The organism is Sulfitobacter sp. M368 (assembly GCF_025141875.1).
Taxonomy (GTDB): Bacteria; Pseudomonadota; Alphaproteobacteria; order Rhodobacterales; family Rhodobacteraceae; genus Sulfitobacter; species Sulfitobacter mediterraneus_A.
The window spans coordinates 1,273,202-1,287,120 of sequence record NZ_CP081113.1; the positions used below are offsets into that span (position 1 = coordinate 1,273,202).

Genomic DNA, 13,919 nt, shown 5'->3' on the forward strand with positions numbered 1-13,919 from the left:
ACAGATATAGGCGCTTTTGCAAGATTTGCGATGCAAAATCGGTGTGATTTTCGCATTAAGCACAATGCAATGGCTTTGGGCACATGACGGGGTGTTCCCCTGCGTTCAGGCCGATGGGGGCGGCCTTGCTCAGCACGATTGGCGCCGCTGTTATGGATGTCATACTTCACCTTGGTGCGCATCGCACCGGGACGACCACGTTCCAGCATTATGTGCGGGAGCACGCGGATGATCTGGGCCAACAGGGCACCGGGTTCTGGGGGCCGTGGCGCACCCGTAAGTCGGTGTTTCCGGGGTTGTTTTCCGGCCCTGCCGCTGCAAAAAGGCTCAGCCTTCAGACCCGTGCCCAAGGGCGGGTGCAGCTTCTTGCGGCGCGGGCTGCGGATCTGGGGCTGCGCGATCTTCTGGTCAGTGACGAGAACATGATCGGCACGCCGCGGGCCTGCCTGCGGGCCAGAACTCTATATCCTGCGATCGGTGAACGACTGGCACGGGTTTCAGCGGCCTTTGGCGGCAAGGTCAGCCGCGTGGTTCTATGTGTCCGCTCGCCCGACCTATGGTGGTCCTCGGTAGCGGCGATGACCGTGGCCCGAGGACATCCCGTGCCACAGCCACGCACCTTCGAGGTGATCTCGAACCGCCAGCGGGGTTGGCGGGATGTCATCACGGATCTGTCTTGCGCAGTGCCGGATGCGCATATAGAGGTGCTGCCGTTTGAAACCTTTGCAGGCCGGTCCGACAGCGTGCTGGCGGCGGCATTGGACCGCGCGGTGCCCGCCGACCGAAATGCGCTTTGGCTGAACCGGTCACCGGATTTGCCAAAGCTGCGCGGGGTGCTGTTGGCGCAGGGGGCAGACCCGGCGCAATTGCCCGAAGGACAGGGCCGTTGGCACCCGTTCACTCCAGAACAAACCGCCCGATTGGCGGATCACTATGCGGACGATCTGCACTGGCTGACTGCCGGTGCTGATGGTCTGGCCCATTTGACAGAGGATAAGATCCGGACAAGCGCAGACAAAAACCTGCCGCCGGATCAGATGACAAGAGGACAAGCTCATGACAGCGGACAAGGACACATCAAAGGAAACATGGCGTAAAGCTGCCGAGGCGGAGCTGCGTGGACGCAGTGTGGACGATCTGACGTGGAACACCCTTGAGGGCATCCCCGTGCAGCCGCTTTACACTGCCGAAGACCTCGAAGGGGTGGATCATCTGGGCTCCATCCCCGGCAGCGCGCCGTTCACCCGCGGGGTGAAGGCCACGATGTACGCGGGCCGTCCTTGGACAATCCGCCAATATGCGGGCTTTTCAACAGCCGAAGAATCCAACGCATTTTACCGGCGCGGTCTGGCGGCGGGGCAGCAGGGGGTTTCGGTGGCCTTTGATCTGGCCACCCACCGGGGCTATGACAGTGACCACCCCCGTGTTGAGGGTGATGTCGGCAAGGCCGGTGTGGCCATCGACAGTGTTGAGGATATGAAAATCCTGTTTGACGGCATCCCGTTGGACAAGGTCAGCGTGTCGATGACGATGAACGGTGCCGTGATCCCGATTTTGGCCAATTTCATCGTTGCGGGCGAAGAGCAGGGCCATGACAAGTCGGTGCTGGCCGGGACCATTCAGAACGACATTCTGAAAGAGTTCATGGTGCGCAACACCTATATCTATCCGCCAGAGCCATCGATGCGGATCATTGGCGATATCATCGAATATACCTCGGACCATATGCCGAAGTTCAATTCGATCTCGATCTCGGGCTATCACATGCAAGAGGCCGGCGCGAACCTCGTTCAGGAACTGGCCTTTACCCTTGCGGATGGCCGTGAATATGTGCGCACCGCGATTGCTGCTGGCATGGATGTGGACCGGTTTGCGCCGCGCCTGTCGTTCTTTTTCGCCATTGGCATGAACTTTTTCATGGAAGCGGCCAAACTGCGGGCGGCGCGTTTGCTTTGGCACCGGATCATGTCGGAGTTTGAGCCGAAGAACCCGAAATCCTCGATGCTGCGGACCCATTGCCAGACGTCGGGCGTGTCCTTGCAGGAACAGGATCCGTACAACAACGTGGTACGCACCGCTTATGAGGCGATGGCGGCGGCACTGGGCGGCACGCAGTCGCTGCACACCAACGCGCTGGATGAGGCGATTGCCTTGCCGACCGACTTTTCCGCGCGCATTGCCCGCAATACCCAGTTGATTTTGCAAGAAGAAACCGGCGTGACCAATGTGGTCGATCCGCTGGCCGGGTCTTACTATGTTGAAAAGCTGACCCATGATCTGGCCGAGGCGGCCTGGACCTTGATCGAAGAGGTTGAGGAATTGGGCGGCATGACCAAGGCCGTGGCTTCCGGCATGCCGAAACTGCGGATCGAAGAGGCGGCGGCGACGCGGCAGGCCAATATTGACCGAGGCACCGAGGTGATCGTCGGGGTCAACAAATACCGCCGGGAAAGCGAAGACCCGATTGATATTCTGGATGTGGATAATGTCGCGGTGCGCGAAAGCCAGATCAAACGTTTGAACAGCATCCGCGCCAGCCGCGACGAGGCCGCATGTACCGCCGCATTGGCGGAACTGACCCGCCGCGCCAAAGAGGGCGGCAACCTGTTGGAAGGGGCGGTCGAAGCGGCACGGGCACGTGCCACTGTGGGAGAGATCAGCATGGCAATGGAAGACGAGTTTGGCCGCCACAGGGCGGAGGTGAAAACCCTCGCCGGGGTATATGGCGCGGCTTATGAAGGGGATGAGGGTTTCGCCAATATCCAGAAATCCGTGGAAGAATTTGCCGAGGCCGAGGGTCGGCGCCCGCGTATGCTGGTGGTGAAGATGGGCCAGGACGGCCATGACCGCGGCGCCAAGGTGATTGCCACGGCCTTTGCCGATATCGGGTTTGACGTGGATGTGGGGCCGCTGTTCCAGACCCCCGCCGAAGCGGCGCAGGATGCGGTTGATAACGATGTGCATGTGATCGGTATCAGTTCGCAGGCCGCGGGCCATAAAACGCTGGCCCCGCAATTGATCGCCGCGCTGAAAGAGGCGGGCGCAGAGGATATTCTGGTGATTTGCGGCGGGGTGATCCCGCAGCAGGATTATCAGTTCCTCTATGATGCCGGGGTCAAGGCGATCTTTGGGCCGGGGACCAATATACCGTCGGCGGCGCAGGATATTCTCAAGCTGATCCGCACGGCGCGGGGGTGACCCAAAGGGCATTTGGCGAATGCCAAATGATGTGATTTGTTGATTGGGGGCGGCTGACTGCCGCCCTGTCGTCCATCTGCCTGGACAGATGGCGCGTGTTGATAAGTTGGGGGAGGCCGTCTGCCTCCCCCAAACCCCCTCCGTGAGTATTTTGGGCCAAAAAGGGGGGCGTTGCAGTGGGGAGTGGGGCAATGATGGAACTGGATCATGTTGCTGTGGCCGGAGAAACGCTGGCGGCGGCGCAGGCCCATGTTGAGGCGGCGTTGGGTGTGTCCTTGCAGCAGGGCGGTGAGCATGATGTGTTCTTCACCCATAATATGCTGTTGGGCCTCGAAGACGGGCTGTATCTTGAGGCGATTGCGATCAATCCCGACGGGGCCACGCCAATGCGGCCGCGGTGGTTTGATCTGGATCGGTTTTCCGGTGCGGCGCGGCTGAGCAACTGGATTTGCCGCTGTTCGGATCTGGACGCAACATTGGCCGCCTTGCCGGCAGGCTTTGGCGCACCTGTGCAGTTGCAGCGGGGCGATCTGCGGTGGCGCATGGCGGTGCCGGAGAGCGGGATTTTGCCCTATGACAATTGTGCGCCTGCGCTGATCGAATGGGAGGGCGCTGCACATCCGGCGACGCGGTTGGAGCAAAAGGGTTGCCGGATGACCGGATTGACAGTGCGCCATCCGCAGGCGGCGGAGCTGGCGCAGTTGCTTGCGTCGCATTTGCAGGGTGCATTTGTGGCGTTTGAGACCGGCTCAGCCGGGCTTGAGGCGCGGTTTGACGTTGCGGGTCAGGCACGGGTGCTGCGGTGATTGTCAGGCCCGCGGGTGCAGCGGATGCAGAGGGTATCGCGGCGCTGTGGAATGGCATGATCCGGGACACGGTGTTTACCTTCACCACAGTTGAGAAAACGCCAGCGGAGGTGGCCGGGTTGATTGATTCACGGCCTTCCGCCTTTTGGGTGGCCGAGGCGGGTGCACTGGCCGGATTTGTGACATTCGGGGCGTTTCGGGCCGGGCCCGGATATGCCCATACGGTCGAACACACGGTGATTGTGGCGGACGGTTTTGGCGGTCAGGGTATCGGGGCGCGTCTGATGGCGCAGGCGGAAAAGGCGGCGCGGGATCAGGGGGTTCACGTCATGGTGGCCGGGATCAGTGGGGCCAATGAAGCGGCTGTCGCCTTTCACAGGAAGATGGGGTTTGCCCAGACCGGGCACATGCCGGAGGTGGGGCGCAAGCACGGCGTATGGCTTGACCTGATTTTGATGCAGAAAAGCCTCCGAACGTCCTGACTTCCCCCGCGGCAGCGTCTATGGTTCGCCCATGTCGATTTGGACCCGCATCACCGAAGCCCTTTCCGCCCTGACCTCTGGCCAGGGGCTGGGAGAAGTGTTTGACCGCCTGCGCAGCCCTCCGGAGCGGTCGGTGGCCTTCACCATTGCGGTGATCGCCTTGGGGGCCAAGATGGCCAAGGCCGACGGTTTGGTCACCCGCGATGAGGTCACAGCGTTTCGCGAGGTGTTTCAGATTGCCGAGGCCGATGCGGATGGTGCGGCGCGGGTGTTCAATCTGGCACGGCGCGATGTGGCGGGATTTGACGATTACGCCCGCCGGATCGCCCAGATGTTTGCCGAGCAGCCCGAGATCCTGACCGATCTGATGGAGGGGCTTTTCCACATCGCCATGGCCGATGGGACATATCACCCCAATGAGGACGCGTTTCTGGAGCGGGTGGCGGAAATATTCGGGTTGGCCGATGAGATATTTCCGGCACTCAAGGCGCGGTTTGTGCCTGATACCTCGCCGCTGCCACATACGGTTCTGGGCATTGCGCCGGATGCCTCGATGGAGGAAGCGCGGGCAGCGTGGCGCAGACTGGTGCGGGCCAATCACCCCGATGCCCTGGTGGCGCGGGGCCTGCCCGAAGAGGCAGTGCGCATGGCGGAAAAGCGGCTGATTGATATCAACCGGGCCTGGGAAACCTTGTCTGGCAAGGCCGCTTGATGCGGATTGCCACTTATAACATCGAGTGGTTTTCGAGCCTGTTTGACGACGATGACCAGCTTTTTAATGATGGCGGCTGGTCGGCACGCTACAACGTAACGCGCGCGCAGCAGACCCAGGCATTGGGCCGGGTGTTTCAGGCCCTGGATGCGGATGCTGTCATGATTATCGAAGCGCCGGACCAGAGCAAGAGCCGCTCTACCATCAAAGCTCTGACCGGGTTCGCTGAACATTTTGGGTTGCGGGCAAGGGATGCGGTCATTGGTTTTCCCAATGACACCCAGCAAGAGATCGCCTTGCTGTTTGATCCGGATGTGATGCGGGTCAAGCATGATCCCCAAGGTGTGGCGTCTGGTCCCGATGGGGCAAAGGGTGCGCCGCGTTTCGACGGGGCGCTGCGGATTGATCTGGATATTGATGCCACCGAAGACCGGGTGGTGTTTTCCAAGCCGCCGCTTGAGCTGTCGGTTGAGACTGCTGGTGGATTTGTCTTTCGAATGATCGGGGCGCATCTCAAGTCCAAAGCGCCGCATGGGGCAAGCAATCCTGCCGAAGTGATGAGCTTTGCCATTGCCAACCGGCGCAAACAATTGGCCCAGGCAATTTGGCTGCGTGGCCGGATCGAGGAACATGTGCAAGATGCAGTGCCGCTGGTGGTTCTGGGGGATCTGAATGACGGGCCGGGGCTGGATGAGTTTGAACATCTGTTTGGCCGCTCGTCGGTCGAGATCGTCATGGGGGATGACGGGCCGGATGCGCTTTTTGATCCGCATGCGCGGCAGGCGCTCAGCCGCCGTTTGGGCGCAATGCCGACCACTTCGCGGTTCTGGATCAGGCCGGAAAAGCGGTTCTTGCAGGCGCTTTTGGACTACATCATGGTCACGCCGCATTTCCGGCAACGGGGCGCGGCCTGGCGGATCTGGCATCCGCTCGATGATCCTGATTGCTGGCACACACCAGAGCTGCGCGATGCACTTGTAATGGCGTCTGACCATTTCCCGGTGACGCTGGAATTCGCTGATGGTCCGGTCGCCCCCTCGAAAACCTGAGGCAAAGCCACTATATTGGCCCTATGAAACGTATCAGTCTGATCATTGTGGTGGCTCTGGCTCCGTTGGCTGTGGCCGCCGAGGAGGACCGCGGATTGTCCCTCATGGAACGCGGGGCGCAGATGTTCATGGAAGGCATCCTCAAAGAGATGGAGCCCGCCATCGAGGAATTTTCAGGGCTGGCCGATCAGATGGGCCCGGCACTCAAGAACTTTGCCCAGGAGATGGGGCCGAAACTGACCGAACTCTTGGAAGAGGTCGAGGACTGGAGCGCGTATCAAGCGCCCGAGATGTTGCCAAACGGGGATATCGTGATCCGCCGCAAACCGGATCATCCATTGGTCAAACCGGAAACCCCGACCGAACCTGCACCGCAAATTGACCTTTGAACACGGCTGTTGTTCCGTGCGTCCTCCTGCTTCATTTGGCAAGAAAAACTCAATTCCGCCCTCACGGCCGGGCGGGCGTGTCAATCGTGTCGCGCCTCGCGCACGGTCTTGATCTCGACCTGCGCCTCAAGGGAACTGGCCAATGAGTTGAACCGCGCTTCGGCGACCTCGCCAAACAGGGGCAGCATATCTTCGGTCAGGCGCAATTGCAGCAGCTTTTTCTTTGGAAACCAACGCATTTCGCCGCGTTCTGCATCTTTGTTCATCCACAGCATCGCACCAAATCGCATCGCCTTGCCAAGGATTTCGGCCTCTCTGCGGGTGCGTTCGTCTACCATCTCGTAGAGATCTTCAAACCGGGTGTTCTCGCGCTTGTTGGAATATCGGTGCAGCAGCGCCAGACCCAGATAGATACGTTCGGAGTGTTTCAGCCCGCCGAGGTTGGCGCGGGTGGCATTGTCAAAGCAAACTTCTGCACGGTAGTCGGGATGCGCCCGCCAGCTGACGTCATGAAGAAGGCAGGCGGCTTTGACCAGCCGTTTGCGCGGGGCAGGGGCCGAGCGGTAGAGCGGGGCGATAAAATTGTTGAGCACCTTGCCAAAACCCGGCATCCGGGCATCCTTGGCCTCGGCAAAGCGGCATGCCTCGATCAGGGGATCGCGGTCGCGCAGGCGTTGAGGCATCTGTTCGTAAAGCATGCCTTCGCGGATACCATAGCTGGAGATCGCGATGTCCTTGGGTTTGAAGGTGCGCACCAGCCGCGACAAAACCTGCGCGGCATAGGGCACCAGCGCCATCCGGGTTGAGGACACACCGCAGGCGGCGCGCAGTTCATCCAGATCGCAGTTCTTTATGTATTTCACGGTGGCGCGGACGGCTTTGGGCGTCATGCGGTATTCGTGCAGTACATGCAGGGGATAGCCCCGGCGCAGCATGTCAATCCGTGCGATGGCCCGCCATGATCCGCCCACCAGAAACAATCGGTCGCGTTGGCTGCCCATTTGGGCATGCAGGCTTTCCATCACCTCTTTGATATGGGCATCGCGTGCCGTGGCCCCACCTTTGAGGTCTCGCAGTTTCAGCGGGCCAAGCTGAGAGGTGACCCGCCGCCCGACGCGCCCGCCGGAAATTTCGGCCAGTTCCATCGACGAACCACCAATGTCGCAGACCAGCCCATAAGCCCCCGGCCAGCCCAGCAGGACGCCCTGCGCCGACAATCGTGCCTCTTCGCGCCCGTCAATGACCCAGATCCGCAGACCGGTTTCGCGGCGCACCTCGTCGCAGAACTCTTGCCCGTCAGTGGCATCGCGCACCGCCGCAGTGGCGACAACCGTGAGTTCCGACAGGCCCATCCCTTCGGCGAGTTTGCTGAACCGGCGCATGGCTGACAGGGCGCGGGCGCGGCCTTGGGGCGACAGATGGCCGGTTTCGGCCATGCCCGCGCCGAGGGCACACATGATTTTTTCGTTGTAGAAATAGGCGGGCGATCGCGCCGCGCCGTCAAACACCACCAATCGGACAGAGTTTGACCCGACATCCACAACCCCGACCCGCGCCAGCGCCCGTGCGCTTGGATCTTCGAACAGGGGTTTGCCGAAAAGCCCCAAATCCGCAAGTCCGGTTTCTGGCACCGCAGACGTTGCGGGGTCGGTGAGATGGGCCATGGGCGTCTCCTGCGGGCAGGTGGCAGTTGGGCGCAAAATGGTCCAGCGCCGTGCTTAGGTCAATCGTTAATCAGGGCAAATCCGGCGGTGCGGCGGGCAAAAATCAGTCTTCTGTATGGGTCAGTTTTGGCACGTCTGACGCCCCGGCAGAACCGCGCCCGGACAGCGACGGATTTTCCATAAAGAAGCGGTGGCAGTTGAATGCAAACTGGCCTTCGGGGATCGGCGGGCGGTCAAATGTGCCATCGGGGGCCATGACCCAGCTTTGGGCCACATCGGCAAGGTTTGCCGCCATCACCTGGCTGGTGATCTGCGCCTTCACGGTCGGGTTTTCGATCTCAACCAGCGTTTCAACGCGGCGGTTCAGGTTGCGGCCCATCCAATCGGCGGACGACATAAAGACCCGCGCCTTTTTATGCGGCAATCCATGGCCATTGCCAAAGCAGACAATGCGTGAATGTTCCAAGAACCGTCCGACAATGGATTTCACGCGGATATTCTCGCTCAGCCCTTTGACGCCGGGGCGCAACCCGCAGATGCCGCGGATCACAAGGCTGATCTTCACTCCGGCCTGCGAGGCGGCGTAGAGCGCGTCAATGACTTCGGAATCGATGATGGAATTCATCTTGGCCCAGATCTCGGCCGGTTTGCCGTTGGCGGCATGATCCGCCTCGGCGGCGATCATTTCAAGCAGGCGCGGTTTGAGGGTGGTGGGCGAGATGGCAAGGTTATCAAGGCTGTCGGGCTGGGCATAGCCGGACAGGTAGTTGAACACTTTGGTGGCGTCCCGGCCCAGACGCTGATCGCAGGTGAACAGCGAAAGGTCGGTGTAAACGCGGGCCGTAATCGGATGGTAATTGCCTGTGCCATAATGGGTGTAGGTGACCAGTTGATTGCCTTCACGGCGCACCACGGTTGAAATTTTTGCGTGTGTTTTCAGGTCTATAAATCCGTAGACCACATGTGCGCCCGCGCGTTCCAACCGCCGCGACTGGCGGATGTTGGCCGCCTCGTCAAAGCGGGCCTTCAGCTCAACCAGGGCGGTGACCGATTTGCCATCCTCAGCCGCCTCGCACAGCGCCTCGACAATCGGGCTGTCGCGCGAGGTGCGGTAGAGCGTCTGTTTGATCGCCACCACATTGGGATCACGCGCTGCTTGTGCCAGGAAACGGACCACCATATCGAAGGTTTCATAGGGGTGGTGCAACAGCATGTCTTTCTGGCGGATCGCAGCGAACATATCGCCATCGTGATCCGACACCCGTTCCGGCACGCGCGGTGTGAACTGCGGCCAAAGCAGATCCGGACGGCTGTCGGTGACAAGCTCGCTCAGGTCATCGACGCCAATCATGCCGTCAATCTCGATCACATCGCGTTCGTGTACGCCCAATTCGTCCATGATAACGGATTTCAGCTTTTCCGGCGCACCGGCGGAATGGGTCAGGCGCACCACCTCGCCGCGGCGGCGGCGTTTCAGGGCCACCTCGAATTCGCGCACCAGATCTTCGGCTTCGTCCTCCACTTCGAGGTCGCTGTCGCGCAGCACGCGAAATTCGAAGTGTGCCTTGAGCTTGTAACCCGGAAACAGGTCCGGAATATGCACGACCAGCAGGTCTTCAAGCGGCAGATACCTGATGCTGCCATCGGGGGCAGGCAGGGACACGAAACGGTCAATCTGCGCGGGGATCGGCAAAAGCGCCTGCAAAGGGCGTTTGTCGGCGCTGCGTTCCAGTTGCAGGGCCAGTGCATAGCCGGTGTTGGGAATAAACGGGAAGGGATGCGCGGGGTCAATCGCCAGGGGCGACAGAACGGCAAACACCTGATTTAGAAAAACTTCCTTGAGATACACGCGGTCATCGTCGGTCAGATCCGCGATCCGTTCGAGCATGATGTTTTGCGCGTCCATCTCGGCCATCAAAGAGACCAGAACACGCTGCTGGTTCATCATCAGATTGCGGGCGTTTTCGTTGATCAACACCAGTTGTTCGGCAGGTGTCAGCCCGTCAGCGGCAGGGGTGGTGTTGCCCGCCTGTGCCAGCTCGCGCAGGCCTGCGACGCGCACGGTGTAAAATTCATCAAGATTATCGGCAGAGATTGACAGGAACCGCAGCCTTTCCAGCAATGGCACACGGGGGTTCTCGGCCTCTTCCAATACCCGCCAGTTGAAGGCCAGCCAGCTGAGTTCGCGGTTAAAGAACCTGCCAGTTCCCGAGATGTCCAGCTCGGGCAGGTCGGTCGCGTCGGGAAAGGGGCTTTCGAGAAAATCTGCGTGGGTCATGGGCGCCTTATGGCGTTGGTGTGTAACGGGATTGCGACAGGCAGAAAGGATTTCTACCATATTTCAAAGCAGTATCACGCGTCAGGGTGGTCTTTGTCCAGCACCTGCATTGCCAGATGGCGGGTCACGGGCCGTTTGAGCGCGATACTGGCGGCATCCAGCCGGTTGATCAGGTCAATCGCAGCGGCAAAGGAACGGTCCATTCGGGTCAGCAGATAGGGGATCAGATCGGGCTTGGGTGTCAATTGCCGGTCAGCCAGCAGTTTGACGAGTAGGGCCGACAGCAGCGCATCATCGGGGGCCTCCAGCGCGACGGCAGTTGCCCCGCGCAGGCGGCTGATGAGGTCTGGCAAACTGAGCCCCCAATGTTGCACCGGCGGTGTACCGGTCAGCAGCAGTTTGTGACCTTCGGCGAGCACCAGGTTGTGAAGGTGGAACAGGGCGGTCTGCGCCTCTGCGTTGCCTGCGGTGGCAGGAATGTCTTCGACCGCGATGCTGGATTGGGCAAGGGCGGGGATGTCCGCGTCTGGAAGGCTGCTGGCTGGCACGATGGTGGCGCCTGACATCTCTGCCCAGACGTGGGCAAGGTGGGTTTTGCCTGATCCGTCAGGACCGGTCAGCACCAGCTTGCCGCCCGCCCATTGTTGCCAGCCATCAATCATCGCAAGCGCCATGGCGTTCGAGGGTGCGACAAAAAATGCATCCCGTTCCAGCGCCGTGCGGCTGGGCAGGTCCAGTCCCAGTTGTCTGTGCATGTCAGCTGTCGCCCGAGGATTTGGCGTTTTGGCTGGTGCCTTTGTATAGCAGGCTTTGTCTGTATTGGCTGACCGCAAAGCGGGCCACCACACCCAGCGCCGCCGCAACAGGGACCGCGACCAACATGCCGACAAAGCCAAAGAGCGTGCCGAAGACAGACAACGACAGGATCAGCCAAACAGGGTGCAGGCCCACCGAATTGCCCACCAGCTTGGGGGTCAGAACATTGCCTTCGATCACCTGACCGAGAGCAAAGATACCGGCGACCAGTCCGATGGACACCCAATCCCCCCAGAACTGGAACAATGCCAGCCCGATGGCCAAGGCGCCGCCAAGGATCGCGCCGAGGTAGGGAATAAAGGTCACGAGACCCGCAATAAACCCAACGACAAGACCAAATTGCAGCCCCACAAGCATCAGTGCGATGGCATAATAGGTGCCAAGGATCAGGCAAACGGTGCCCATACCGCGAATGAAAGAGGCCAGCGTTTTGTCAATGTCTCTGGCCAGCTGGCGGATCACCGGCTGATGGTCTCTTGGCAACAATCCGTCAATGCCAGCGACCATGCGGTCCCAATCCAGCAACAGGTAAACCGCGACCACAGGCACGATCACAAAGAGCAGGATGATGTTGATAATCGAGGCAAAGGAGGCCAGTGCCGTTTGCAACACCTGTCCGCCGCGTTCCTGAATGGTGGCTCCTATCGAATTGAGCGAACTGCGCAGGGTCGAATCCTGATCGAGCAGGGATGGAAACCGTTCGGTCAGGAAATTGGTGAAATCGCGGGTCAGCTGCGGTGCCACCTCGATCAGGCTGACAGTTTGATTGACCAGTGTCGGCACCACCAGCAGCGCCATGACCACAAAGATCAGCAGGGCAACAACGGTGATACAGGCCGTTCCCAAGGCGCGGCTGAGGCCCATTTTCTCAAGCCGGTCGGCCACCGGATCAAGGAAATAGGCTATCGCCCCGCCCAAGACAAAGGGGAGCAGCACATCACCGAGAAACCACAGTATAATGAGAAACACCGCCGTGGCGGCGCCCCAGTATTTCAGCTGATCTCGTACAGGCAGGGCCATGAATGTCTCCGGTTTGGGCTTTCTATCACATCGCCCATGCGGAACGGTGTTTCAAGGGGTGGGGGCGCTAGAATACCCGCACGCCTTGTTTCGACAGGGTGGTTTGCACGGCTTGAATGTCAAGCTGGTCCAACGCGGTGCCGGTGGCGATAGCTTGCGCCGCCGCAACGCCTGCGCCCTGGCCCGCTACGGCGCAGCAGGCCATGTTGCGGGTGGCGGCATGGGCGATCTTGTCGCCGCCAATGGCGCGGCCTGTGACCAGCAAGTTTTTGATCTTCTTGGGTAACATTGACCGATAGGGCACCTGCATATAGCGCCCCGTGGTCGGAATGATCAGCACGCCATAGCCGTCGATAAATTCGGGATAGATGCCAATGCTGTCCTCAAAACGGCCCTGATGGCGGACATCGTTTTCGGTCATGTTGTATTGGGCATCCAGCTTGCGGGTGTCGCGGATGCCGATGGACATGCCAAAGTTGCGTAGCCGCGCCGCATCGCAGCCCGGCGTATAGGCCCGCAGCGCATCGATGGCGAGCATGGCCTGCGCCCGGCCTTCGATCTCAAAGCGGGTCATGCTGTCGGGATCGGTGCCGTCGCAGCCTGCCAGATGTACGAGGTTCATATAGGTCATCTCGCCGGTGTCATGGACCGCCCCCCATGTGCCGCCGATGGTGTTCAGATGCGGCGGGATCAGACCGTCCTTAATTGCGCGTTCAAAGGGTTTTCCAAGGAAGGGCGAGAACATATCGTCTTCCTTGCCGTCGGTTTCGACCTGCCACTCACCCGAGGACCAATCCTTGTAGGTTTGCGGATCGCTCTGCACTCCGGCCATGAAGGCCTGTTTGTCCACGCCCGCGATATGGAACATCACCGAGGCGGCCTGCATCTCTTCGATCGGGGTTTTTCGTGTGGGCGCGCCCGCCCGTTGTGCGACGTCTGCGTCGCCGGTGGCATCTATCACCACCTTGGCCAAAATCGCCTCGCGTCCTGCCTTGGATTCGACAATCACCCCGGTGATCCGGTCCCCCTGCATGATCGGGGCGACAAACTGGCGGTGCAGCATGGGGTGGATGCCGGCCTCCTGCACCAGCCGGTCAGCGACCAGTTTGAAGCCTTCGCTGTCCAACTCATAGCTGAGCGATTGGGATTCCGGGGTCGCCGCGCCCATAGCTTTGGCGCGTTCCTCAAATTCCCAGCCGATGCCGCCCGCTTCGACAGTCGCTTCATGGCGGTACCAGGCAAAGCCTTCAACCCCGACAACGGTGATATTGCCGCCAAAACAACCGAACCGATCCAGCAGCGTAACCTCTGCACCCGCCCGCGCGGCGGCGAGCGCCGCAGCAAGGCCGCCTGGGCCGGAGCCGACAACCAGAACGCCGGTTTGGTGAATAATCGGGGTTTCGCGGGCCGGTTCGGTGATGCTGGGCATGGGCAATCCTGGGTGTTTTGACCACTGAGCATTTCCGCCGCGGGCCGGTCAAGCATTTGACTGTCTTGACTTCGGG

At 60.5% G+C, this 13,919-nt stretch carries 12 protein-coding genes; 7 read left to right on the top strand and 5 right to left on the bottom strand.

What is annotated here, in order from left to right:
• Positions 1-83 precede the first annotated feature (83 nt).
• The 7 genes from K3754_RS06420 to K3754_RS06450 all read left to right on the top strand — a co-directional run bounded on the left by K3754_RS06420 (position 84) and on the right by K3754_RS06450 (position 6,636).
• On the top strand, positions 84-1,097 hold the full coding sequence (locus K3754_RS06420) for a hypothetical protein (protein ID WP_259942082.1): 1,014 nt from the start codon (positions 84-86) through the stop codon (positions 1,095-1,097).
• A complete protein-coding gene (gene scpA, locus K3754_RS06425; RefSeq protein WP_259942084.1) occupies positions 1,057-3,198 on the top strand; it encodes a methylmalonyl-CoA mutase in 2,142 nt (713 codons plus the stop codon). The genes K3754_RS06420 and scpA overlap by 41 nt, the downstream gene beginning before the upstream one ends.
• Before the next feature lie 191 nt (positions 3,199-3,389).
• Positions 3,390-4,004, top strand: coding sequence for a VOC family protein (locus K3754_RS06430; protein WP_259942087.1), 615 nt, complete (start codon positions 3,390-3,392; stop codon positions 4,002-4,004).
• A complete protein-coding gene (locus K3754_RS06435; RefSeq protein ID WP_259942090.1) occupies positions 4,001-4,486 on the top strand; it encodes a GNAT family N-acetyltransferase in 486 nt (161 codons plus the stop codon). Before K3754_RS06430 ends, K3754_RS06435 begins: the two co-directional genes overlap by 4 nt.
• 31 nt (positions 4,487-4,517) lie before the next feature.
• A complete protein-coding gene (locus K3754_RS06440; protein WP_203211808.1) occupies positions 4,518-5,198 on the top strand; it encodes a molecular chaperone DjiA in 681 nt (226 codons plus the stop codon).
• A complete protein-coding gene (locus K3754_RS06445; protein ID WP_259942093.1) occupies positions 5,198-6,247 on the top strand; it encodes an endonuclease/exonuclease/phosphatase family protein in 1,050 nt (349 codons plus the stop codon). Before K3754_RS06440 ends, K3754_RS06445 begins: the two co-directional genes overlap by 1 nt.
• Before the next feature lie 23 nt (positions 6,248-6,270).
• The gene (locus tag K3754_RS06450; protein WP_259942096.1) at positions 6,271-6,636 is read left to right on the top strand and encodes a hypothetical protein; all 366 of its coding nucleotides are present in this window, start codon (positions 6,271-6,273) and stop codon (positions 6,634-6,636) included.
• Positions 6,637-6,716: 80 nt separating this feature from the next.
• Here K3754_RS06450 and K3754_RS06455 read toward each other — a convergent pair whose 3' ends face one another.
• The 5 genes from K3754_RS06455 to K3754_RS06475 form a co-directional block, all read right to left on the bottom strand.
• Entirely contained in the window at positions 6,717-8,300 is a 1,584-nt protein-coding gene (locus K3754_RS06455; protein ID WP_259942099.1) for a Ppx/GppA family phosphatase, read from the bottom strand.
• 103 nt (positions 8,301-8,403) lie between these two features.
• Positions 8,404-10,578: an RNA degradosome polyphosphate kinase gene (locus K3754_RS06460; protein WP_259942101.1), complete on the bottom strand. Its 2,175-nt coding sequence runs from the start codon at positions 10,576-10,578 to the stop codon at positions 8,404-8,406.
• 74 nt (positions 10,579-10,652) lie between these two features.
• The gene (locus tag K3754_RS06465) at positions 10,653-11,333 is read right to left on the bottom strand and encodes an HdaA/DnaA family protein (protein WP_259942103.1); all 681 of its coding nucleotides are present in this window, start codon (positions 11,331-11,333) and stop codon (positions 10,653-10,655) included.
• A 1-nt stretch (position 11,334) separates the two neighbouring features.
• Positions 11,335-12,414, bottom strand: a complete 1,080-nt coding sequence (locus K3754_RS06470) for an AI-2E family transporter (RefSeq protein ID WP_259942107.1) — start codon at positions 12,412-12,414, stop codon at positions 11,335-11,337.
• A 67-nt stretch (positions 12,415-12,481) separates the two neighbouring features.
• Positions 12,482-13,843 (bottom strand): FAD-dependent oxidoreductase, encoded by a 1,362-nt coding sequence (locus K3754_RS06475; RefSeq protein ID WP_259942110.1) that lies wholly within the window; start codon positions 13,841-13,843, stop codon positions 12,482-12,484.
• Positions 13,844-13,919 lie beyond the last annotated feature (76 nt).

What these genes read in the sequence shown, in the direction of transcription:
- K3754_RS06420 (WP_259942082.1), top strand. Translation starts at nt 84, where the DNA reads ATGACGGGGTGTTCCCCTGCGTTCAGGCCGATGGGGGCGGCCTTGCTC.
- scpA (WP_259942084.1), top strand. Translation starts at nt 1,057, where the DNA reads ATGACAGCGGACAAGGACACATCAAAGGAAACATGGCGTAAAGCTGCC.
- K3754_RS06430 (WP_259942087.1), top strand. Translation starts at nt 3,390, where the DNA reads ATGATGGAACTGGATCATGTTGCTGTGGCCGGAGAAACGCTGGCGGCG.
- K3754_RS06440 (WP_203211808.1), top strand. Translation starts at nt 4,518, where the DNA reads ATGTCGATTTGGACCCGCATCACCGAAGCCCTTTCCGCCCTGACCTCT.
- K3754_RS06445 (WP_259942093.1), top strand. Translation starts at nt 5,198, where the DNA reads ATGCGGATTGCCACTTATAACATCGAGTGGTTTTCGAGCCTGTTTGAC.
- K3754_RS06450 (WP_259942096.1), top strand. Translation starts at nt 6,271, where the DNA reads ATGAAACGTATCAGTCTGATCATTGTGGTGGCTCTGGCTCCGTTGGCT.
- K3754_RS06455 (WP_259942099.1), bottom strand. Translation starts at nt 8,300, where the DNA reads ATGGCCCATCTCACCGACCCCGCAACGTCTGCGGTGCCAGAAACCGGA.
- K3754_RS06460 (WP_259942101.1), bottom strand. Translation starts at nt 10,578, where the DNA reads ATGACCCACGCAGATTTTCTCGAAAGCCCCTTTCCCGACGCGACCGAC.
- K3754_RS06465 (WP_259942103.1), bottom strand. Translation starts at nt 11,333, where the DNA reads ATGCACAGACAACTGGGACTGGACCTGCCCAGCCGCACGGCGCTGGAA.
- K3754_RS06470 (WP_259942107.1), bottom strand. Translation starts at nt 12,414, where the DNA reads ATGGCCCTGCCTGTACGAGATCAGCTGAAATACTGGGGCGCCGCCACG.
- K3754_RS06475 (WP_259942110.1), bottom strand. Translation starts at nt 13,843, where the DNA reads ATGCCCAGCATCACCGAACCGGCCCGCGAAACCCCGATTATTCACCAA.